Raw genomic sequence first — 20,522 nt, forward strand, 5'->3', positions numbered from 1 at the left:
GGCGTCCGGTAGCCGGCACCCGGATCGTGAGTTGGGGGCAGCGGTACCGGCGGCCCTAGCTGTCCCACAGCACATAGCTGAACTGGAGCTCGTCAATGGTTTCCCCGCCGCGCTCGGCGACGTCGCGCAGGAGCGTCAGGGCGTGGCCCAGCTCGCCGGCCCTGAGGGCGTTCTCCAGCTCGCCGGCGAGCTGGGCCAGGCGCAGGCCGCCGACCATGGCCGAGGACGTCTTCAGGCTCAGCACCGCGTCCATCGAGCCAGCGAGATCCCCACGCTCCAGGGCCGACGCCAGCGAGCGGTACCGCTGATCCCACATCCGCGTGTAATCCCTCGCAAATCCCTTCGCCACGGCCGGGCTGTCTAGCTGGTCACCAAGCTCCTGAAGCGCGCCCGGATCCACAAGCGGGGGCGCCGCCGGGAGGACCGCCGGCGCACTGGACGCCGTTAAGGCAGGCACCGGCAGTCCGGGAGAGTTTGTGGGAGCGAGGGCAATGCTCTCGTCTCCGTCGTCGGGGCAAGCGCTTGGAAGGGACATGTGAACACGCTACTTGCTGATAGAGGCGATGCCTTGCAGCCCGGTCTATCCTGCGGAAACCTTGAGGCATTCCGATGGGGAACCAAGCACGGGCGCTATTGCGGGCTATGGACCCGACTGTGACCGAGGCTGTTACTGGCCGCTGAACGTGTCAATGGCGTTAATGACGGCCGGGCCCAGGATGGCAATGAAAAGCACCGGGAAGATGAAGAACAGCAAGGGGAACAAGATGGTGACGGGCAACTTCATGGCCTTCTCCTCAGCCCGTTGCCGGCGCTTGACCCGCATGACCTTCGCCTGAATCCGCAGCACCCGGCTGATGGCAATGCCGTAGGCGTCGGCCTGGACCACCGCCTGGACGAAGCTGCGCAGCTCGGGCACGTTGGTCCGTTCCGACAGTGCCACGTAGGACTCCCGCCGGCTGCGCCCGACCTGCATGTCCTGCAGGGTGCGGATCAGTTCCTCCGCCAGCGGGCCTTTGCCGTTCTCGCCCGCGCGGGCCATGGCGCCCTCGAAGCCCAGGCCCGCTTCCACGGAGATGAGCATCTGGTCCAGCGTGTTGGCCAGTTCCAGCTGCATGATCTTCTGCCGCTCCTGCCCTTTGCTGTAGAGCAGGAGGTCGGGGATGAAGTAGCCCAGCAGGAGCACAAAGATTCCCACCAGCTTGAGGATCGGCGTCGAACTGTTGGCGCTGATCCAGAAGCCCAGGAGGGCACCAAGGAGGCCAAGGAGCGGCTTGGCCGAGAGCACCCGCCCCAGCGGCAGGGAGGCGGGGCGCCCGGCGAGGGACAGCAGCCTGTCCAGCTTGCGGACGTAGGCCGCGGGGGTCAGCCGGTAGCCGATCCGTTCCAGCAGGCCACTGCGGTCCCGCTGGGTGAGTTCGGCAGGGTCCGTGCCCAGGGCGAGTATCTCCCGGACGGCGCGCTGTGATCCGCGGTCGACCGAGAGCAGGGACCACGCGAGATAGCCGAGCGGCAGAGCCACCAACAGCATGGCAAGAAGTACGGCGGGTGCCATGGCCGGCTCAGAACTTCAGGTCGATGATCTTGCGCATCCACAGACCGCCAATGGTCATGAGGATGACGGAAGCGCCGATCATGCCCCACCCCAGCGGGTGCGTGAACATGGCGTTCATGTAGCCGGGATTGACCAGCATCAGCATCACCACGATCCCGATCGGCATGGCCATGAGGATGTAGGCGGAGAACTTGCCCTCGGCGGCGAGGGACTTGATGTGCCCCTTGATCTCGCTGCGCTCGCGGATGGTCTCGTTGACCTGGTCCAGGACTTCGGCCAGGTTCCCGCCTACCTCGCGGTTGATCTGGATGGCCTGGGCGACCCAGACGAAATCCTCGTTCCGCATCCGGTCCGCGGTGTCGGTGAGGGAGGCCAGAAGGTCCCGGCCAAGGCTGGTCTCGGTGACCACGCGGCGCATCTCCTCCGACGTCGGGCTTTGCGATTCGGACGCGGCGGCGTCAATGGCGCGCAGAACGCTGTGCCCCGCCCGGAGGCCGCCGGAGAGCAACTGCAGGGTATCGCCGAGCTGCTGGTCGAACTTGTTGCGGCGCTTGCCGGTCAGGAAGCCGATCATCAGGTGCCCCACGACCGGTGCCAGGAGCACCAGCAGGACCGCCAGCAACGGGCCCGCGACAACGAACCCGGCCACGCCCGCCGCAACGGCGCCGGCCAGCAGCAGGACGAAAAAGTCGGCCTGGCCCAGGCGCAGTCCGGCCTGCTCCAGCGACTCGCGGTTGAAGAGCCGGACCTTGCGGCCGGAGAAGAACCCGTCCACCAGGTGGACGGCCGAACCGGCGAACCGCGTCAGCTGAGAGTCTGGCTGGCCCTTGACGGGCCGGCGTCGGTCCAGCGGGACACTTGCCCCGCCCGGTGCGAGCAGCACGAACCCGAGGACCACCACGGCGCTGTAGAGCAGGCCGACGCCGATGGGCAGCAGAGTCATCGGCAGATCACGCCCTTCCGGCCGGCGTCAGCGGCGCGGCAAACACACCGGGGGAGACATAGATGCCCAGGTCCTCGAACCGGTCGATAAAGCGCGGCCGGATGCCGGTGGGGACCGGTCTGCCGAGAAACCGGCCATGGGCGTCGACGCCGGCGGCGTAGTCGAACACGAAGGCGTCCTGGAGCGTGACGATGTCTCCCTCCATGCCCTGGACCTCGGTCACGTGGGTGATCCGCCGGGTGCCGTCCCGCAGGCGGGAAATCTGGATAATCAGGTTGACGGCGGAGGCGATCTGTTCCCGGATGGCCCGCAGCGGCAGGTCCATGCCAGCCATGAGCACCAGCGTCTCCAGCCGGGCCACGGCATCCCGGGGCGAGTTGGAGTGGACGGTGGAGAGCGAACCGTCGTGGCCGGTGTTCATGGCCTGGAGCATGTCCAGTGATTCGCCGCCGCGGACCTCGCCCACCACGATCCGGTCCGGCCGCATGCGCAGGGAGTTCCGCAGCAGTTCTCGGATGGTGACCTCGCCCTTGCCCTCGGTGTTCGACGGCCGGCTTTCCAGCCGCACCACGTGTTCCTGCTGGATCTGGAGCTCGACGGCGTCCTCGATGGTCACGATCCGCTCGTCGTGGGGCAGGAAGGAGGACAGGACGTTGAGCAGTGTCGTCTTGCCCGTGCCGGTACCGCCGGAGACGATGATGTTGAGCTTGGCCTTCACGCAGGCGTTCAGCAGCTCCGCCATTTCCGGCGTCAGCGTGCCGAACTCGATGAGGTTCCGGATGGTCAGCGGGACCTTGCTGAATTTTCGGATGGTCAGCGAGGAACCGCCGACGGCGAGGGGCGGGATGACGGCGTTGACGCGCGACCCGTCCTCGAGCCGCGCATCCACCAGGGGCGAGGACTCATCGATGCGCCGGCCCACCTTGGAAACAATGCGCTCGATCACTTTGCGTAGGTGGTCCTCGGAACTGAAGCGGGACTCCGTCAGAGTCAGTTTGCCGTTCCGTTCCACGTAAATCTGGTCCATCCGGTTGACCATGATTTCCGTGACGGCGGGGTCGTCCAGGAGGCGCTGCAACGGGCCGTAGCCCAGGACGTCGTCGGCCACGTCGCGGACCAGCCGAGAGCGCTCTTCGACGGACAGGGGGACCTGTTCGGCGTCGATGATGCGGGTCAGCTCTTCCCGCGCCGAGGTGCGGAGGTCCTCTTCCTTGGTTGCCGAATCGTTGAAGCGGGTTCCCATCCGTTCGAACAAGGCCGTGGCGGCCCGTTGCTTGAGGGCCGCGAAGGCGTCGACGGGCTGCTGGCCCCGGGCGCGGGGTTCCTGGTGTTCAGGGAAGCCCGGCGCAGGTGGGTGGCTGTCTTTCTGGAGCACGTCGGCGGCGCGCGCTGCCGGCGTCGTCTCGCTTCCGCCCAGCCGGGACGCTGTTTGCGGGGATACCTTCAGCGGGGACGCGGCCGGCGGGGGTGCGGGCGTACCCTCGGCGGAGCGGAGCCGCTCGGAGAGCTTCACTTAGACCACCACCCGACGGTGGAGTTTCTTCTGGGCGGTGGCGCGCCAGGCGGGATCGAACCGGTTGACGAGCTGGCGCAGGCCCTTGATGGCCGGGTCCTTGCGTCCGTCCTGGAGCACCGGGATGCCGCGGTTGGTGGAGAACGCGACTGCCTTGGACCGGGGGATGCTGACGTCCACGGGCGCCCCGATGGTCGCCTCGACGTCCTGGACGCTCAGCCCGGACTTGGAGTCGGCCATGTTCAGGACCACGTGGCGGGTCTCGGGCAGCAGATTGAGCCGCCGGAGGATTTCCAGGCCGGAGCGCAGCCCGCGGATGCTCGGCACGTCCATGGCGGTCACCCAGACCGCATCGGTGCATTGTTCGAGCGCGGCGAGCCCGACCTCCGGGAGCCCGGGCGCGGTGTCGACCACGACGTACTGGAACTGTTCGGCCAGTTGTTCGAGTAGCCGGGTGACCTGCTGTGGCGTGATGTCGTCCGCCTCCTCGGGCGTCCTGGGGGCGCAGAGGGCGTAGATACTGGCGGGGTGGACCGTGAGGAAGGCCTTGAGCACGAGGGAATCCTGGCTGGCCGAGGACGAGACGGCGTCGGTCACCGTGTGCTCCGGGTCCAGGTACAGGCCCGAGGCGACGTCCCCGAACTGCAGGTCCAGATCCACGATCACCACGCCCATGGGCGCGACTTTGCCGAGTCCGATCGCGATGTTGGTGGCGATCGTGGTCTTACCCACCCCGCCCTTGGGGGAGAAGACGCCGATCACCAATCCCTTGGCGCTGTCCGGCTGGCTGGCCGCAGTGGTCCGGTTGCGCGTGGCGAACGACTGGCAGGCCCGCTCCAGCAGCACCCGGATCTGGGCGGGGTCCGCCGCCGGGCTGAGGATGTCGCGGATGCCGGCCCGCATGGCCAGCAGGATGAAATTCGGATCTGCCTCGCCGACCAGGATGACGCTGAGCTCGGGAAGCTGGACGTCGAACACCGTCGCCAGGCGCAGGGCGTCCTCCACCGGCACGTCCGGTCCCAGGATCAGGACCTCCGGCCGTTCCTGGTTGAGGCTGGCGAAGAGCTCGGCAGGGTTCGCGGGATTGACGAACGCGAAGGTCTGCAGGGTGCCGGGGAGGCCGCCGGCCAGCGCCTGGCGGACGCGGGCATCAAAGTCAGTATTGGGGGTGATGAGTACAAAACGGCTCACTTGTAGACCTCCGGTTTCGTCATGATTCCAGGCCGGCCGCTGTCCTTGGCGTTGAGCGGTTCCTTGCTCAGCCAAAGGCTGGCGGAGTCGGTGAACTCCGAGGCGTAGACGATCTTGCCGGCGTCGACGTCGTTGACGGCGACGGTCAGCAGCAGCGATCCGGTGGGGAGCGAGGTGTCCTCGGCCGGCGCAGTGGCGCCGTCCGTTGGCGGCTGGGCTGGAGTGGTGGCGACGGGAGCGCGCTGCACCCCGGTCACCAGGACCTTGTGGATGGTCAGCTGGGTTGTTTCCTTCTCCGGCTTGGCTTCGAGGCCGCCGCTTTTGAAGGAAATGAAGATGCCGACGTGATCCCCGGGTGCCAGCCTGCCGCCGACCACGCGCTGCGGTTCGAGCTGGAAGGAGACTTCCTGCAGACCGGCCGGGATCTGTACGGAGCCGCTGGTCTGCAGTTCCTCGGGGGCGATCAAGCGCTCCGCGACGAGCTGCTCGCCGGGGAGCAGCTCAACCGCGGTGACTTTGCCGGCCAGCCCGTCCAGGTTCTGGAGCGCCGACTTCGAGACAGCCTTTCCGGGAAGTTCCTCGCTGGTGACGAAGGCTTTCAGAGCTGCAACCGAGGTGCCCGCGGGCACCGCTTTATTGACCACCAGGACGGTGAGGGGCTCGAGGCCCTGAACAGCCCGGCTGTCGGCTCCCTGCGCGTAGCTGACCACCAGGATGGCTCCGACGACGGCCAGCACCAGGGCCGCGATTCCTGCCAATAAGCGTGACTTCACTATTAGGGCGCTCCAATGGTTAGGCGGACTATTGCGGTCCCGTAGTCCGGTGCCGCGCCGAGTTCGAAGGCGTCGGACAGCGAGACGTAACGGACGAAATAGCCCCTGATGGTCTTGTTCTTGAGGGTCCCGCTCAATGACCAGCTGTAATTGGCGAAGCGGTAGCCAGTGACATGGAAGGCGGCAAATCCCTTCACGTAATACTTGCCGCTGGAGCCGTTACCGGCAGCCACGTCGTATAGCGGGAAAAGGACTGTTTGGTCATTCATCTTGCTCATGTCCGCAGCCGTGCACTCGCCTGGTGCGCTCGCGCCCGTGTTGCTGGTGAACCATGCGCCAGCACTGTTCGCCTGCCCGGCGGTCAGGGTGACTCCGCATTTTGCATCGCTATCCGTAATCCAGCCGAAGCCACCCGGGATCTCGCCGCAGCCGCCGGAATCCATGTCCAGGACCTGTTCGGCGCCAGCCAGCGAACGGGGTACCAGGTTGAGTTTGCATTGGGCTATGGCCAGGGGCAGAAGGATCGTGCCCGTGGACGGCGTCCCCCACTGCACACGGGACGTGGCTGTTACTTCGGCGCTTGAAAAACCCATGGCACGGGCAAAGAAGAGCGAAACCCTGTTGGGCGTCTTACCTGCTTCCTGGGCCCCCACCGTTACTTTCACGGTGCGGGCGGCCTTGTCCAGGACGAGGGCTGCTATGTTGCTCGCGCCGTCGGGGGCGTTGCCGTTGGCGAGGCTTCGGGCGAGCGGAGAACTGGTGGAGCAGTCGGCGTCGCTGATGTCCTTGGCGCACTTTTGGGCGATCATAAGTGCCACTGCATCCGAGCCGTTCTGATCCTGGGTCCGCTCGGCGTAAAGCATGCCGACGTCGACCGCTAGGGCGGCGAACCCCAAAAGGGTCACCATGAGGATCGCGACGAGGATGCTGACGGCGCCGCGCTCGCCGTTTCCCTCCGCGCTCACCTTGCCTAGCCGCCGCATACCATGACTCCCGTGCCTTGCATCGGGAATGGCCCGGCAATGCCTGTCATGGTGGCGAGGGTGTAGGAGATCGTGAAGGTCACTTGCGCTCCGGTGGTACAGGTGGCGGGATTGACGGTGATATTGGCGTCCGTCAAGGCAGGCTTCAGAGCCGGGGCCGCGTTTTTGGCTGCGGTCCGCGCGGCCATGGGGTCGTTGCCTATTGCCATCACGCGCACGCCTTCGCGGGCGGCGCTGGACAGCGAAATCTGGACGTTGTAGGCGCGACCGAACTCCATGATGCCCAACAGCAGCATGATCAGTACCGGAGCCAGGAGGGCGAACTCCACGGCCACGGCCCCCCGTTCATTTGTCTTGGACATTGAGGGGCCGCCTTTCTGCCGGTCGCTTGCCGGTTGGTCGTGTGGTGGCGGCTCCGAGCCGCCACCACACGATGATTCGGGGCCGACGGGATTACGGCGTGCAGGAAGCCTGCCCGGCCGCGCCACCTGCCGCGAAAGCTCCATGCGATACGGAGCATTGGACCTGTACGAACGTGTCATGCAAGGAGCCGCCAAGGAGTGCGACAGCCGCGATGACCACGACCGCGATCAGCGAGACCATGATGCCGTATTCAACGGCGGTGGCGCCGCGCTGGTCGCGGCAAAGACGGGCAGTGATGTTACTGGGGAAAGAACGCATGAATGCCTCCTGTACGGACCGGCTAGCGGAGAGGGACTTCGGCGGGGTGCTACGAGCAAACGGACGTAGCGGCTGTCCAGGTCTTACCTGAGACCTGGCACTGCACCTGGCTAAACGTGTTTTTCATAGTGGTGCCGAGGAGTGTCACGGCGACGATGATCACGACGGCGATGAGGGAGACCATGATGCCGTATTCGACGGCGGTGGCGCCGCGCTGGTCTCGGCGAAGGCGGGCTGCGAAGCTGGAGAGAATAGAACGCATTGGTGACTCCTGAGCGAGTTGGGAGGCTGGCCCTGCACCAGCACTGAGAGGAACTTAGCAACCGACGACACGCCGACGATTCGGCTTTGACGCATCCTGTGCCAAGGCTTCCCAAACTGCATCTTTCCTGTACATTCACTGCGCCCAACCTGCGCTCGTATACAGGTTCTTCGCCGAATTCCTGGCAAACAGAAGGACCCCCTCGGCTCTGGTCCAAGGGGGTCCGGTTTCTGGGTGTCCTACGGCCGGCGGTTCCGTGTACGCCGGCCGATCAGTCAGCTCGGGATACGTATCAGTCGGGAGTTGGAACTGATCGCATTGATAGCTGAGACAAAGATCGGTCCGAGGTCCGCTCCGTTTGAGGCGCAGAAGAAATAATCTCCGTCGGAGTTCTCCGCAGCCGCTAGGGCCGGCGTCGAACAATCGTTGCTGGCGGTGCTTGGGACTCCCGGGGACTTCTCGGAGGCAGCGGCAGCGAGAACGTCGCGCACAAAGGTTGGGCTGCCACCGCACCGGGCGGACGTTGCTGCGTTGTACGCGACAGTGACGATCAGGATGTTCTTAGACTTTGCGTCGGCGGCAACTGCCTTCAGATTGTCGCAGGCAAACGCTCCGTTCGAGTTCGTGATGTCGCCTGAGGCGTCCACCGAGGTAACTTCTCCGATGCCGGTCTCGTTCGGTTGACCATCAGTCTCCAAGACAATGGCCTTACGGGGTGTTCCTGCACGGGCCGGCAGGCTCCCGAGGTTGTTGGCGTCCAGTCCAAGCAGATATCGAGCCGCGGCCTTCACGGGTGAGGCCAGGTAGGTGCCGCTGCCCGAGTGCGCCAGGCACTGCACACCCTGGACGAGTGCGCTGCCGTTGTTGAGCGCGGCCGGTATGCCTGTGGTGGTGTAGTCGTTGGAGAACGGGACGGGAATCCATGGGCCACTCGTGGCCGAACCCGAAGGGTTAGTGTTGCAGCCGGTGGTGGGGCTGCTACGACCGATGGTGCCCAAGGCTACGTACTGTTGGTCCTTGGTCATAGTCTTGAGTGTGGTCTGAATGGCGGTTTTCATACTGGCAAGGTCAGTGTCGCTCATACTGCCCGTCCGGTCTGCCACCAGTGCGACGTCCATGGGGTTCGGTGTCTGGGAGCCGCAGGAACCCTTGCACGCGTCCGAGGCCAGTGAGCCGGTGTTGCCGCTATTAATCCCGATCACGGGCGCGAAATTGAATGCGACGTCCTTGTCGTCGGTCGCTGTGATCGAATTACAGGAGTTGCTACCCCCCGGGATACAGGGGATTGCGCAGATGGTTTCGCTGCATCTGGCGCCGGCGATTGTTCCGGGATTGCAGACGCTCGGAATCTGACTGGTGACCACAGTCCGGCCCGCACCTGTTGACGCCACCACGCACCAGAAGGTGACCGCGGGTGCCGCTGCCGGGTCGTTGGCCCGGGCGAATGATGCCGCAGCGTTGCGGGCAGCCACCGGGTCGCCGGGGAGGTATGACGCACCAGCCAGCGCGGCGGCGTCCATTGCATTGCTCAGGTGCTGGCGCTCGTAGACCAACCTGCCGACGTCGAGGGCCATCGCAAGGGCCCCGAATAGCACCGGAACCATCAGAGCGAAGATGACGGCCGCCGCTCCACGCTCCAGGGATGCCTTGCTGCGTGCGTTACTCTCCTTCGCCTGCTCCCGGTTAGTACGGACGCGAAATAGCCGCTTCAGGAACGGTCCTGGTGTCAAGGCGTGCATGACCCTCCGGTCCAACGCTGTGCACCCGAGGCCACAGCCGCCGGGCTTTCCATTTTCATAACGGCTTTGGCCTCGAAGACTCCGCCGAGTACCCAGGAAAAGAAACCGGTCAGGGAAGACTGAGGGTAGCGCAGGCAAACGACCATAAGCCCGGGAGCCCCAGCCGAGGTGTCGACGGCGAAGCGAACCTGGAGTTGGCTACTGTCCAGCGAACCCGCCGCACGGTTGGCGGACGCTATGACGTCACCTTGCGTCACTCCTTGTCTCGCGCTTTCGCGGGCCGCTCCCTGCAGGTTGACACTTTGACCGAAGGCCATCCCAAAGTCGATCACACCAAGGAGCATGGACAGGAGCAAGGGCAAAATCAAGGCAAATTCAACTGCCGTTGCACCGCGCTGCCGGCCATCCCGAACCCGTCGATATCCTGTTCTGGACCTAAGCATCTGTTGCTCCTTTCGATCAGAGGGTGATTTTGAACGGCGTGCCGGGTTGGATGTATTGGTCAACGGCCCGAAAAGGTGGCGATGGCATTAATAACGGCGGGACCAAGGATGACGATAAACAGCGGCGGAAAAATAAAGAGAAGCAGCGGAAAAACCACGGCCACTGGAAGCTTCATTGCCTTTTCCTCTGCCCGAAGACGTCGCCGAATTCGCATCTGGTCCGCCTGGGGTTTCAACACCCGTGCCACGGAAAGCCCCTGCACATCAGCCTGGATGATTGCGCTTACGAAGCTCTTCAACTCCGGAACCGAGGACCGGGCGGCCATGGCCTTGTACGCGTCACGGCGCGTACTACCGGCTTGGATGTCCTGCAGTGTCCGCACCATTTCTTCCGCGACGGGACCCGATCCGTTGGCCCCGACCCGGGCCATGGCGACCTCGAACCCTAGGCCTGCCTCGACCGAGATCAGCAGTTGGTCAAGGACATTGGGCAGATCCAGCCGCAATCTTGCCTGGCGCTTCGTACCGCTGTTGTAAACGAGCAGATCGGGAAGGACGTAGCAGGCCGCCGTGAAGAATACCGACAGAAGGACTCCCTGCGGGCTTCTTGCACCACCAAATAGAAGGGCCAAGAGTGCCCCGCCAAGAGCGGCCGAGGGTTTCAGAGTCAGGAGGCGGTCCAGCGGCATTGAGGCCGGCCGTCCCGCCTTCCCGAGCATCCGGTCCAAGCGGGACACATAGGCCGTCGGAGTCAGCCTGCGGGCCAGAATGACCAGCCGGTGTGGACCGACCTCTGAACCACCGGGCTGTGGGCTCGAAGCGGCGGCGAGCCTCGATCGGATCAAGCGGCCGGAAGCCCTGTCGAAGTCAATCAATGACCAGGCAAAGTAGGTCAAAGGAAGGATGATACTGGCGATCAACAGCCAGACCGTGGTGGTCATGTGTTCAGCTCCTTAGAATGCGATCTTGACCATGCGGCTGATCCAGAAGGACCCGATGGCCATCATGATCACGCTGGCTGTAATGAGGATCCAGCCCAGCACAGTCGAGAAAAGGACCGACATGTATCCCGGATTGACGAGATTGATGAACACGGCGACGAAGAACGGCAACGCAATCAGGATGTATGCCGAGAACTTTCCTTCCGCCGCCAATGCACGTACTTGGCCCTTGATCTGAGCCCTTTCTCGCACGGTGTCTGCAACGTGGTCGAGAACCCCGGCCAAGTCGCCGCCGACCTCACGGTTGATCTCAATCGCCTGGCTGAGCCATTGGAAGTCCTCGCATTCCAATTTCAGGCCCACCTCGGCCATGGACTCTGAAAGCGAACGGCCGACTCTGTCCTCGTTGACGATCCTGGCGAGTTCCTCACCCATCGGAGCCGACATCTCGACGCTGGCGCTGCGCATGCTCTGGGCGATGCTGTGGCCGGCACGCAGGCTGCCCGAGAGGGACATGAGCATGTCGCTGAGCTGGCCCTCGAAGGCGGCGCGGCGGCGGCCTGTTTTGAAAGAGATAAGCGCTTTGGCGGCCACCGGACAGATGCCGGCGAACACGATGGCTAGAAGCCAGCCCTGAAACACGAATCCCGCCAGCCCCAGAACGAAGGCGGCAACCAAGATCAGGACGGCGAATTCGGAGGGCTGGAGTTTCAGGCCTGCCCCGGCGAGTGCCTCGCGGCCGAAAGGGCCGCTGCTCTTGTGCCCGACGCGCCGCTCCACGGCCGCGACCGTTACGCCGCTCAGCTTCGAAATCATCGAGGAGGTGGACTCCGCCGGCGGCCTTCTCCGGTCGACGTGGATGTCCGTGTACCGGGGACGGAACGCGCCAAAAAGGGCGAGGGTCACGGCGAGCAAAATGAGCACGGTACCCGCAAGCAGAACAGAATCATGGGACACGGGGGCTCACCGCCCCGACTTGTGGGGTGCGGGAAAGAAGATTTCGCCGGGGACACTGATTCCCAGGTCGGCGAACCGTTCGACGAAGCGCGGGCGGACACCCGTGGGAATGGGCTTGCCGATAAATCGACCGTCCTGGTCAACGCCGGCCGCATAGTCGAAGACGAAAGCGTCCTGCAGCGTCACGACTTCGCCCTCCATACCCAGGACTTCTGTGATGTGGGTGACCCGGCGTGTTCCGTCCTTCAGCCTGCTCAGCTGCACGATCAGGTGGACTGCGCTGGCGATTTGTTCGCGGATGGCCCGCAGGGGAAGGTCCATCCCTGCCATGAGGACCAAGGTCTCCATGCGGGCTATTGCATCCCGGGGCGAGTTTGAGTGCACGGTGGAGATCGAACCGTCATGGCCGGTATTCATGGCCTGGAGCATGTCCAGGGCTTCTCCGCCGCGGACTTCGCCAACCACGATCCTGTCCGGCCGCATGCGCAGGGAATTTCGCACGAGTTCGCGGATCCCAACGGCACCCCGGCCCTCGACATTTTCCGGTCTGCTTTCCAAACGGACCACGTGCTCCTGCTGCAGTTGCAGTTCCACGGCGTCTTCAATGGTGACGATGCGTTCGTCGTCTGGAATGAACGAGGAGAGAACGTTGAGCAGTGTGGTTTTTCCCGTGCCGGTACCACCGGAAACGATGATATTCAGACGTGCCTGGACACATGCGTGGAGCAACTGTGCCATGGCCGGTGAGAGGGAGTCGAACCTGATCAGGTCCTCGACGGTCAGTGGTACGGCGGAGAACTTTCGGATCGTCAAGGACGGGCCGTCCACCGCGAGGGGCGGGATCACCGCGTTGACGCGCGAACCGTCCTGCAGCCTGGCGTCAACCAGCGGCGAGGACTCGTCGATGCGGCGCCCCACCCGCGAGACAATTCTTTCGATCACCCTGCGCAGGTGGGCATCCGAACTAAACGTTGTCCCGGTCAAGTGCAGCCGGCCGCCGCGTTCCACGTAGATGCGGTCAGAACCGTTGACCATGATTTCGGAGACGAGAGGGTCGTCAAGAAGCCGCTGCAGCGGCCCCAGGCCCAGGACCTCGTCCACGATCTCCCGGATGAGACGCCGCCTTTCTTCCGGTGTCAGGGGGACCTGTTCGTCATCGATGAAGGAGGCAAGTGCCTCGCGCACCATGCGGCGCACGTCGCCTTCGTCGAGGCTGCTGTCGGTGATCCGACTGCCCAGACGGGCCGTCAGCTCTTCGGCCGCGCGCTTCTTGATCCCCGCCAGGGCATCCGAGGACGCGGTTTGCGGTGCTTTGGCCAGCGTGCCTAAGAGGTGATTGCCCGCTGGTTCGGCGGTTGGGAGAACTGCAACCGTGGCGGTCCCGGGCGGGTTGACGGCGTCCGCCAGGCTTGCCGGAGCAATCCGGATGGCTTCAAGTCGATCAACGAGACTCATGGCTTTCGCCCCTTCGGTTCAGGTTCTTGCTGGCGGGGGTCGACGGATTCGGGCCGAGAAGGGCTATCAGGTTTTTTAGCCCTTTCAGGGCAGGATCCCGGCGATTTTCCTGGAGCAGCGGTACGCCGGCGTTGGTTGAAAACGGCAATGTGCGCGACCACGGCAGGATGATGTCGACCGGCAGCCCAACGGTGGCTTCAACGTCCTGGACGGATAGGCCGCTGCGCTTGTCTGCGAAGTTAAGGACAACCGTGTTGGACGGGGGCATGAGGTCGAGTTGCCGCAGCACCTCCAGCCCGTGGTTGAGGCCACGGATGCTGGGAATATCCATCCCGCAAACCCATACGCCGTCGGTAGCTAGTTCCAGCACCGCCAAGACTTCTTCCCCAAGTCCCGGCGACGTATCCAAAATGACATAGGGGAATTCCAGCGAGAGCTGGTTGATCAGAGTGATCACATGCGCGGGCTTGATGAGGTCAGCTTCCGCCGGCCGCCGCGGCGCACACATGGCATAGGCCCCAGACGGATGCCGGCTAAGAAAGGCCTTCAGAACCATGGCGTCACTCGACGCTGCGCCGGTCACTGCGTCATTGATCGTATATTGGGGCTCCAGACCCAGCCCCGAGGCTACGTCGCCGAATTGAAGGTCGAGATCGACAATAACCGCCCCCATGGGTGCCAGCTTGGCCAGTCCGACGGCCAGGTTGGTGGCAACGGTGGTCTTACCCACCCCTCCCTTAGGGGACATTACGGAGATCACCCGCCCGCGGACGCGTTTCTGGATTGCCTCCTCGGAGGCAATCTGCTTGCGATTCCTGGACGTTTCGGCAGCGTGTTCCAACGCTGCCCGCATCCGTCCAGCCTCCGTATCCGGTGGCAGGACATCTCGGATGCCGGATCGCATGGCGGCCAGCGTGAGCTCTGGTGCCGCCATTGCCACCAGCACCAGCACAATGTCCGGGAAACCGAGCTCGAGGCCTGCCGCCATGACGAGCATCTTTTCTGTCCTGATGTCGGGGCCAAATACCAGTACATCGACGGCCCCGCCCAGGTTTCGAGCCAGCAGCTGGCCCGGGCTGCCGCCCGCGGCTTCGGATGCAAGGACCTGAACCTCGTGCGCTTCTCCCAGGGCAGTGGCGAGCTGGCGCTCGAACTCCGCTGATGAGGTCAGGACCAGGAAGCGGCTCATCGGAAGATCCCGCTGGTAGTGACGGCCGTGCGTACGCTGGCCGGGGTTTTCAATGTCTGCTTGGTCAACCAGATATTGCCGACGCGGGCACTGAGAATGATTTTGGCCGAGTCGGTAGAATTGCGGGCGAGGGTCACAAATGAGGAGCCGCTGGGAACAGCGGACGTTCCATCCGCAGTGTTTCCGCTGCTCGGGGGCGCCTGCTGGACGGCAGTCACCAGGACCTTGTCGAAGACCAGTTGTGTGCTGGCCTGCTGGGGTGACGCTGGGTCAGTTTGAGTGACGTAGAGTCCCACCAGATCTCCTGCGCGGAGGGTACCGCCGACAACGCTTTCCGGCGGCAGGAGGATGGTGACTTCCTGCATTCCCTCAGGAACTTTAACGGCCCCCGGAGTGGTCTGTTGGGATGGGTCGACCAGGCGGCTCGCGAGCACCTGCTCTCCCGATTCCAGCGCAACGGACGTGACCTGTCCGCTGGAACCGTCAAGCGACGTCAGGGCACCGTCGGCTTTCGCCGCACCCGGGATGGACCGAACCCGGACATGCGATGCTAAGTCTTCCACCCTTGTTCCGGCCGGAACCGGCGTATCGACGACAACAACGTCCACAGGATCGAGCGATTCCTGTGCTCGGCGGTCGGCATTTGACACGTAGTTCACCAGCATGAAAGTGCCGGCGATCGCCAGCACGAGCGCAGCTAGCCCTGCGAATAAACGCGATTTCATGATTGCTTCCTCACCTTTTCGTACAGCTCAACAATGCGTGGACGCACGTTGTGGCGTCAGGCTGGATGTAGAGATCCCAGGCCGGGAACGACTCTGCCGGCTGCCCCCGTATGGCGGACAGCCGGCAGGGCAGCGGGCGGTGAGGCCGCTACCGGACCAGGTTGAGCTGGGTCGTGACGCCTTGGAAGACGGTTCGTAGGCTGGTGCCGAAGAGGGCGACCGCGCCGATAATGACGACCGCGATCAGGGCCACCATAATTCCGTATTCAACGGCGGTGGCGCCCTTTTCTTCGTCCGTGAGGCGATTCTTGATTCCAGAGACAAAAGTGAGCATTGAGACCATGAGACCAGTCATTTTAATTTCCTTTTCCAGAGTTTGCGAATAGTGAACGAAGTTCCAGCAAATCCCCTTTGCCTATTTGCTGGAGCTTCGTTGGAACAACATTTGCATGGCCGCAAACGGCACGGCAATGAAGTTCGATACTCGACTTTTGGAAGGAAATTGTGGGCACCACCTGCCCGCAAATGAGAGGTGTACTCAGTTTCCAAGTAGGGGCAGGGCCCGATTACTTGGTTTGATAAGCGGTCTTACTTAATTCGCGGCCCAGGTGAAGGCGGAGGCTACCTAGGGCAGCAGCAGGATGACGGCCAGGCCGGCCGCGAGCATCGAGGGCCCATAGGGGACTTCCTTCGGCTTGTTTTCGCGGTTTTTCAGCAAGAGGACCACGGAGACGAGGCCGCCTGCGACGAACCCCAGGGCGCCGCCGTAGAACAAGTGGGACCAGCCTAGGTAGCCCAAGTACAGGCCAAGTGGTGCCGCGAGCTTCACATCACCCATTCCGAGGCCGTTTCGGCTGGTCAGGGCCAGAAAGAGGTACAAAACGAACAATATTAAGGCGCCGGCCACCCCGCGTAGCAGGCTACCTGCCTCGCCAGACACCCCGGCCGCGGCCCCGAGCAGCGCAATTCCGGCCCCCAACAGCGGGAGGACCATCCGGTTGGGCAAAAGATGGTGCTGCAGGTCGATGCGCGCCAGCTGGACGCCGGCCACTGCCAGCAGGACGTACGCGGGGAGCTCCGGGGAGAGCCCGAAGCGCCAGGCCAGCAGGGCGGACAGCGCGGAGGTGGCTGCCGCCGTCGTAATTCTCATGTGTACTGTCATGGGTCCGCCAAGGCGGGGGAGCGTACGCCGGATGAGGAGTTCGGCCAAAAAGGAGAGGCATGCGCCCGCGAGGGCGACGCCGGCTATGAAGAGGATCCCGGTGAACGATCCGGCCGGCGGTGCAAGCAGCATGGAGATGGAGCCTGCTGTGGCGGGATCGGACACGGTTCCTCCAGGGATGCGACGGGCCGGCACGGGACAGTCTGTGGAACTAAGGGAGCAGACAGGATGCATCCGGACACCCCATTTTGACCCAAGAGGCCGTGGCAGGCTATTCTTGGTAGTCGTTGTGCGTGTCCTATCTCGATGGTGCGTGCCCGCTTGAGAATCCGGTTGCAGGATAGCTACTCAACGTGCACATTCGAGACCTAAGGATGACTGGTTACATAGAGCCCTCACCTCTGTTCCGGTAGCGCATAGATAGTAGGTGCACCGTAAGAGTGACGCCTAAAACAAGAACGCCAGAACAAGAACGAGGCAAACACCGTGCGTACGTACACCCCGAAGCCCGGCGATATCAACCGCCAGTGGCACGTCATTGACGCCACCGACGTTGTCCTTGGTCGTCTTGCCAGCCAGACCGCAATCCTGCTGCGCGGCAAGCACAAGGCCACCTTTGCGTCCCACATGGACATGGGCGACTTCGTCATCATCATCAACGCTGAAAAGGTTGCCCTCACCGGCGCCAAGCTGGAGCAGAAGCGCGCATACCGCCACTCCGGCTACCCGGGCGGCCTGACCTCCGTCAACTACGCGGAGCTGCTTGAGTCCAACCCGGTTCGCGCCGTGGAAAAGGCCATCAAGGGCATGCTCCCGAAGAACTCCCTCGCTGCACAGCAGCTGGGCAAGCTGAAGGTGTACCGCGGTGCAGAGCACCCCCACGCCGCCCAGCAGCCCAAGACTTTCGAAATCACCCAGGTCGCCCAGTAGTCCTGGCCACCAAACAACTTATCTATACAAGGAGAATCGTGGCTCAGAACGAAGAGACCACCGAGGCCGTTGTGGCTGAGGAAAACCTGACCAGCTACACCTCGGAGAGCGGTCCTGCAGAAGCAGAAGCGCCCAAGAAGGAACGCCCGGCACTGACCGTTGCCGGCGCTGCAGTTGGCCGTCGTAAGGAAGCCGTTGCACGCGTTCGCATCGTGCCCGGCACCGGCAAGTGGACCATCAACGGCCGCGAGCTGGCGAACTACTTCCCGAACAAGCTGCACCAGCAGGACGTCAACGAGCCCTTCAAGATCCTCGATCTTGACGGCGCTTACGACGTCATCGCCCGCATTCACGGTGGCGGCATCTCCGGCCAGGCCGGTGCCCTGCGCCTCGGCATCGCCCGTTCGCTGAACGAGATCGACACCGAGAACAACCGCGCCACCCTGAAGAAGGCCGGTTACCTGCGCCGTGACGCCCGCGTCATCGAGCGTAAGAAGGCCGGTCTCAAGAAGGCCCGTAAGGCTCAGCAGTACTCCAAGCGCTAAAAATGCGCCTACCCAATCGTCGGCCGCTGGCGCGACCGGCGATTGGGGCCCTCGGCGCTTTTTAGCGCTCGGGTCCAGAAGCGTTAATCTGCTTCCAAGCGTTTCTGGCGCTTGCACGAAAGCCCGTTCTGCCACTCGGCGGGGCGGGCTTTCGCCGTTAAAGCAGGACTTGCCCGGGCCATCGACTAAGCTTGGGTCGATGTCTAGATTATTTGGAACCGATGGAGTCCGGGGTTTGGCGAACGGGTTGCTCACCGCAGAGCTCGCGTTACAGCTAGCCCAGGCCGCCGCCGTCGTACTTGGCCATGACCGCAACACGACCGGGAAGCGGCCGATCGCCGTGGTTGCCCGCGACCCCCGGGCCAGTGGCGAGTTCATCGCGGCCGCCGTGGAGGCCGGCCTCTCAAGCTCGGGAATCGATGTCTACGACGCCGGCGTGCTCCCCACCCCGGCTGCCGCCTACCTCGTGGCCGACCTCGACGCCGACTTCGGCGTCATGATCTCCGCCTCCCATAACCCCGCGCCGGACAACGGCATCAAATTCTTCGCCCGTGGCGGCCAAAAGCTACCCGACGACGTCGAGGACGCCATCGAAGTACAGCTCGGCAAGGAGCCCTTCCGGCCCGTCGGTGCTGAGGTGGGCCGGATCCAGCGCTTCTCCGACGCCGAGGACCGCTACATCGTGCACCTGCTCGGCACGCTTCCGCACCGACTCGACGGATTGAAAGTAGTGCTCGACTGCGCCCACGGCGCAGCCAGCGGCTGTTCCCCGCAGGTGTTCAAGGACGCCGGCGCCGACGTGATCGTCATTGGCGCCGAGCCGGACGGACTCAACATCAACGAAGGGGTTGGCTCCACTCACCTCGGCCCGCTCAAGCGCGCCGTCCTGGACCACGGGGCGGACCTCGGCATCGCCCACGACGGCGACGCCGACCGTTGCCTTGCCGTGGACCACGAAGGCAACGAGGTTGATGGTGACCAGATCATGGCCATCCTGGCCGTCGCCCTCAAGGCCTCCGGAAAGCTCAAGGACGATGTCCTTGTGGCCACCGTCATGAGCAACCTCGGCCTGAAGCTCGCCCTGCGCGACGCCGGGATCAGCTTGCGCGAAACCGGCGTGGGGGACCGCTACGTCCTGGAGGAAATGCGCAACGGCGGCTTCAACCTTGGCGGCGAGCAGTCCGGGCACGTGATTTTTGCCGACCACGCCACCACCGGCGACGGCGTGCTGACTGGCCTGCAGATTGCAGCCCAAGTGGCCCTCACCGGGCGCCCGCTCAAGGAGCTGTCCATGGTGATGACCAAGCTGCCCCAGGTCCTCATCAACGTCAAAGGCGTGGACCGTACCCGGGTCAAGGGCGATGAAGCTGTGGCCGCCGCCGTGTCGATCGCCGAATCTGAACTCGGCGACACCGGCCGCGTCCTGTTGCGTCCCTCCGGCACCGAACCGGTGGTGCGGGTAATGGTGGAGGCCGCAGACCACGAAACCGCCCTGGGCGTCGCCGAGCGGCTGGCCCAAGTGGTCCGGACCGAATTGGCCCTCGAGCTCGTCCCGGAATAGCCAGCCTGTAACAGTTCCGTCGGCCCGTTGTGGCCGTTGTCGCCCTTACCGGTAGGCGGGGGCGGCCTCCAGGCCGAAGTACTGTTCCAGCGTGCCGATCCCGCGGGCGGACATGTCCGTCGCCGCCTGGGTGCCGATGAAGCGCAGGTGCCATGGCTCGTAGAAATAGCCGGTGATTGGGTGCAGCATCCACGGGTAGCGGACCACGAAGCCGAAGCGGTGGGCGTTCGCCTTGGCCCAGATTGCCGCCGGCCGGTCCTTGAACTGTGGGGTAAAGGCGTCTGCGCCGCTGCCATCGCCGATGTCGAAGGCCCAGCCCGTCTGGTGTTCGGAGTACCCGGGTCGGGCGGAAGCGGTGTCCGCCTCGGCCCGTCCCCGGGTATTGACGTAACTGCCGTAGGTTACCGTCTGCGTGGCGAACGAACGGTAACCACTGGCCAGCGTGATGATGACGCCCTCCGCTGCCGCCGCAGCAAACATCTTCTCCGCTGCGGCCGCCGTGGTGCTGTTCAGTAGTGCCGCCTCGCCCGAGGTAGCCAGCCGCACGGCCGGCCGGACCAGATCCGGCGGCACAAAGTTGGCAGGGGAGAGCGGCCGGTGCTTGTTGACGATCACCCACGGGCTGGCGGGGTCCGTCAGTGAATGCTGCCGGCCCGGCGCAGTGGCCGACGGCGGGTGTGCCGTGGCCGACGGCGGGACGGCCGACGGCGTCGCGGGCGTCGGCGTCGCCGACGGGGTGCTCGCGGGCGAGCCCGACGGCGCGGCTGTGGCGGTCGGCGTCGCACTGCCGGTGCCTGGGCCGGGAGATGACCCCGGTGTGCCTGACGGCGTGGGGGGCTGGTCCGGGGTGCAGGCGGACAGCGCCGCGAGGCCGGTGCCCGCCAGCAGGAGGCGGCTGAAGGCCCGCCGGCTCGGCGAATCCGGGCCGGCCGACTGCCGCCCTAACACCCGGTCCGCGTCGTCGTAGCACATCTGTG

General features: G+C 64.3%; 23 protein-coding genes. 3 read left to right on the plus strand and 20 right to left on the minus strand.

The window, feature by feature from the left end:
- Positions 1–55: 55 nt before the first annotated feature.
- From AC1DEM_RS00795 to AC1DEM_RS00885, 19 genes are all read right to left on the minus strand, one after another.
- Positions 56–535: an Hpt domain-containing protein gene (locus tag AC1DEM_RS00795; RefSeq protein WP_476882653.1), complete on the minus strand. Its 480-nt coding sequence runs from the start codon at positions 533–535 to the stop codon at positions 56–58.
- A 132-nt stretch (positions 536–667) separates the two neighbouring features.
- Positions 668–1,552 carry a type II secretion system F family protein gene (locus AC1DEM_RS00800; RefSeq protein ID WP_476882654.1) on the minus strand — a complete coding sequence of 295 codons (885 nt, stop codon included), beginning with the start codon at positions 1,550–1,552 and terminating at the stop codon, positions 668–670.
- A gap of 7 nt (positions 1,553–1,559) precedes the next feature.
- Complete coding sequence (locus AC1DEM_RS00805) at positions 1,560–2,495, minus strand: type II secretion system F family protein (protein WP_476882655.1); 936 nt, start codon at positions 2,493–2,495, stop codon at positions 1,560–1,562.
- Positions 2,496–2,502: 7 nt separating this feature from the next.
- The gene (locus tag AC1DEM_RS00810; protein ID WP_476882656.1) at positions 2,503–4,008 is read right to left on the minus strand and encodes a CpaF family protein; all 1,506 of its coding nucleotides are present in this window, start codon (positions 4,006–4,008) and stop codon (positions 2,503–2,505) included.
- Positions 4,009–5,199: a CpaE/TadZ family protein gene (locus tag AC1DEM_RS00815; RefSeq protein WP_476882657.1), complete on the minus strand. Its 1,191-nt coding sequence runs from the start codon at positions 5,197–5,199 to the stop codon at positions 4,009–4,011. It abuts the gene before it with no gap.
- Positions 5,196–5,972 carry a Flp pilus assembly protein CpaB gene (gene cpaB, locus AC1DEM_RS00820; RefSeq protein ID WP_476882658.1) on the minus strand — a complete coding sequence of 259 codons (777 nt, stop codon included), beginning with the start codon at positions 5,970–5,972 and terminating at the stop codon, positions 5,196–5,198. Before cpaB (AC1DEM_RS00820) ends, AC1DEM_RS00815 begins: the two co-directional genes overlap by 4 nt.
- Before the next feature lie 2 nt (positions 5,973–5,974).
- On the minus strand, positions 5,975–6,937 hold the full coding sequence (locus tag AC1DEM_RS00825) for a pilus assembly protein TadG-related protein (RefSeq protein WP_476882659.1): 963 nt from the start codon (positions 6,935–6,937) through the stop codon (positions 5,975–5,977).
- 5 nt (positions 6,938–6,942) lie between these two features.
- A complete protein-coding gene (locus AC1DEM_RS00830) occupies positions 6,943–7,317 on the minus strand; it encodes a TadE family protein (RefSeq protein WP_476882660.1) in 375 nt (124 codons plus the stop codon).
- A gap of 91 nt (positions 7,318–7,408) precedes the next feature.
- On the minus strand, positions 7,409–7,636 hold the full coding sequence (locus AC1DEM_RS00835) for a Flp family type IVb pilin (RefSeq protein WP_476882661.1): 228 nt from the start codon (positions 7,634–7,636) through the stop codon (positions 7,409–7,411).
- A 49-nt stretch (positions 7,637–7,685) separates the two neighbouring features.
- Complete coding sequence (locus AC1DEM_RS00840) at positions 7,686–7,898, minus strand: Flp family type IVb pilin (RefSeq protein WP_476882662.1); 213 nt, start codon at positions 7,896–7,898, stop codon at positions 7,686–7,688.
- A gap of 275 nt (positions 7,899–8,173) precedes the next feature.
- A complete protein-coding gene (locus AC1DEM_RS00845) occupies positions 8,174–9,637 on the minus strand; it encodes a pilus assembly protein TadG-related protein (protein ID WP_476882663.1) in 1,464 nt (487 codons plus the stop codon).
- Positions 9,625–10,080 (minus strand): TadE/TadG family type IV pilus assembly protein, encoded by a 456-nt coding sequence (locus tag AC1DEM_RS00850; RefSeq protein WP_476882664.1) that lies wholly within the window; start codon positions 10,078–10,080, stop codon positions 9,625–9,627. Before AC1DEM_RS00850 ends, AC1DEM_RS00845 begins: the two co-directional genes overlap by 13 nt.
- A gap of 59 nt (positions 10,081–10,139) precedes the next feature.
- On the minus strand, positions 10,140–11,021 hold the full coding sequence (locus AC1DEM_RS00855; protein ID WP_476882665.1) for a type II secretion system F family protein: 882 nt from the start codon (positions 11,019–11,021) through the stop codon (positions 10,140–10,142).
- A gap of 12 nt (positions 11,022–11,033) precedes the next feature.
- Entirely contained in the window at positions 11,034–11,927 is an 894-nt protein-coding gene (locus AC1DEM_RS00860; RefSeq protein ID WP_476882666.1) for a type II secretion system F family protein, read from the minus strand.
- A gap of 57 nt (positions 11,928–11,984) precedes the next feature.
- Complete coding sequence (locus AC1DEM_RS00865; RefSeq protein ID WP_476882667.1) at positions 11,985–13,433, minus strand: CpaF family protein; 1,449 nt, start codon at positions 13,431–13,433, stop codon at positions 11,985–11,987.
- Positions 13,420–14,622, minus strand: coding sequence for a CpaE/TadZ family protein (locus AC1DEM_RS00870; protein WP_476882668.1), 1,203 nt, complete (start codon positions 14,620–14,622; stop codon positions 13,420–13,422). The genes AC1DEM_RS00865 and AC1DEM_RS00870 overlap by 14 nt, the downstream gene beginning before the upstream one ends.
- Complete coding sequence (gene cpaB / locus AC1DEM_RS00875; RefSeq protein WP_476882669.1) at positions 14,619–15,311, minus strand: Flp pilus assembly protein CpaB; 693 nt, start codon at positions 15,309–15,311, stop codon at positions 14,619–14,621. The genes AC1DEM_RS00870 and cpaB (AC1DEM_RS00875) overlap by 4 nt, the downstream gene beginning before the upstream one ends.
- Positions 15,312–15,495: 184 nt before the next feature.
- Positions 15,496–15,702 carry a Flp family type IVb pilin gene (locus AC1DEM_RS00880; protein WP_476882670.1) on the minus strand — a complete coding sequence of 69 codons (207 nt, stop codon included), beginning with the start codon at positions 15,700–15,702 and terminating at the stop codon, positions 15,496–15,498.
- 270 nt (positions 15,703–15,972) lie between these two features.
- Positions 15,973–16,674, minus strand: coding sequence for a prepilin peptidase (locus AC1DEM_RS00885; RefSeq protein ID WP_476882671.1), 702 nt, complete (start codon positions 16,672–16,674; stop codon positions 15,973–15,975).
- A gap of 321 nt (positions 16,675–16,995) precedes the next feature.
- Between AC1DEM_RS00885 and rplM the strand changes: the two genes are divergently transcribed.
- The 3 genes from rplM to glmM all read left to right on the plus strand — a co-directional run bounded on the left by rplM (position 16,996) and on the right by glmM (position 19,545).
- Positions 16,996–17,439: a 50S ribosomal protein L13 gene (gene rplM / locus AC1DEM_RS00890; RefSeq protein WP_015937805.1), complete on the plus strand. Its 444-nt coding sequence runs from the start codon at positions 16,996–16,998 to the stop codon at positions 17,437–17,439.
- 38 nt (positions 17,440–17,477) lie between these two features.
- Positions 17,478–17,984, plus strand: a complete 507-nt coding sequence (gene rpsI / locus AC1DEM_RS00895; RefSeq protein WP_226760362.1) for a 30S ribosomal protein S9 — start codon at positions 17,478–17,480, stop codon at positions 17,982–17,984.
- Positions 17,985–18,183: 199 nt separating this feature from the next.
- The gene (gene glmM / locus AC1DEM_RS00900) at positions 18,184–19,545 is read left to right on the plus strand and encodes a phosphoglucosamine mutase (protein WP_476882672.1); all 1,362 of its coding nucleotides are present in this window, start codon (positions 18,184–18,186) and stop codon (positions 19,543–19,545) included.
- Positions 19,546–19,590: 45 nt separating this feature from the next.
- Here the strand turns inward: glmM and AC1DEM_RS00905 are convergent, their stop codons facing one another.
- Positions 19,591–20,517 (minus strand): M15 family metallopeptidase, encoded by a 927-nt coding sequence (locus AC1DEM_RS00905; RefSeq protein WP_476882673.1) that lies wholly within the window; start codon positions 20,515–20,517, stop codon positions 19,591–19,593.
- Positions 20,518–20,522: the final 5 nt, after the last annotated feature.

The sequence above is a fragment of the Arthrobacter sp. 05T420 genome (genome assembly GCF_056396305.1).

Excerpts from the sequence above, each read along its gene's own strand:
- AC1DEM_RS00830 (WP_476882660.1), bottom strand. The coding sequence starts at position 7,317 with ATGTCCAAGACAAATGAACGGGGGGCCGTGGCCGTGGAGTTCGCCCTC.
- AC1DEM_RS00870 (WP_476882668.1), bottom strand. The coding sequence starts at position 14,622 with ATGAGCCGCTTCCTGGTCCTGACCTCATCAGCGGAGTTCGAGCGCCAG.
- AC1DEM_RS00905 (WP_476882673.1), bottom strand. The coding sequence starts at position 20,517 with ATGTGCTACGACGACGCGGACCGGGTGTTAGGGCGGCAGTCGGCCGGC.
- AC1DEM_RS00850 (WP_476882664.1), bottom strand. The coding sequence starts at position 10,080 with ATGCTTAGGTCCAGAACAGGATATCGACGGGTTCGGGATGGCCGGCAG.
- AC1DEM_RS00840 (WP_476882662.1), bottom strand. The coding sequence starts at position 7,898 with ATGCGTTCTATTCTCTCCAGCTTCGCAGCCCGCCTTCGCCGAGACCAG.
- glmM (WP_476882672.1), top strand. The coding sequence starts at position 18,184 with ATGTCTAGATTATTTGGAACCGATGGAGTCCGGGGTTTGGCGAACGGG.
- AC1DEM_RS00855 (WP_476882665.1), bottom strand. The coding sequence starts at position 11,021 with ATGACCACCACGGTCTGGCTGTTGATCGCCAGTATCATCCTTCCTTTG.
- AC1DEM_RS00795 (WP_476882653.1), bottom strand. The coding sequence starts at position 535 with ATGTCCCTTCCAAGCGCTTGCCCCGACGACGGAGACGAGAGCATTGCC.
- AC1DEM_RS00865 (WP_476882667.1), bottom strand. The coding sequence starts at position 13,433 with ATGAGTCTCGTTGATCGACTTGAAGCCATCCGGATTGCTCCGGCAAGC.
- AC1DEM_RS00805 (WP_476882655.1), bottom strand. The coding sequence starts at position 2,495 with ATGACTCTGCTGCCCATCGGCGTCGGCCTGCTCTACAGCGCCGTGGTG.
- AC1DEM_RS00800 (WP_476882654.1), bottom strand. The coding sequence starts at position 1,552 with ATGGCACCCGCCGTACTTCTTGCCATGCTGTTGGTGGCTCTGCCGCTC.
- AC1DEM_RS00880 (WP_476882670.1), bottom strand. The coding sequence starts at position 15,702 with ATGACTGGTCTCATGGTCTCAATGCTCACTTTTGTCTCTGGAATCAAG.
- AC1DEM_RS00835 (WP_476882661.1), bottom strand. The coding sequence starts at position 7,636 with ATGCGTTCTTTCCCCAGTAACATCACTGCCCGTCTTTGCCGCGACCAG.
- AC1DEM_RS00845 (WP_476882663.1), bottom strand. The coding sequence starts at position 9,637 with ATGCACGCCTTGACACCAGGACCGTTCCTGAAGCGGCTATTTCGCGTC.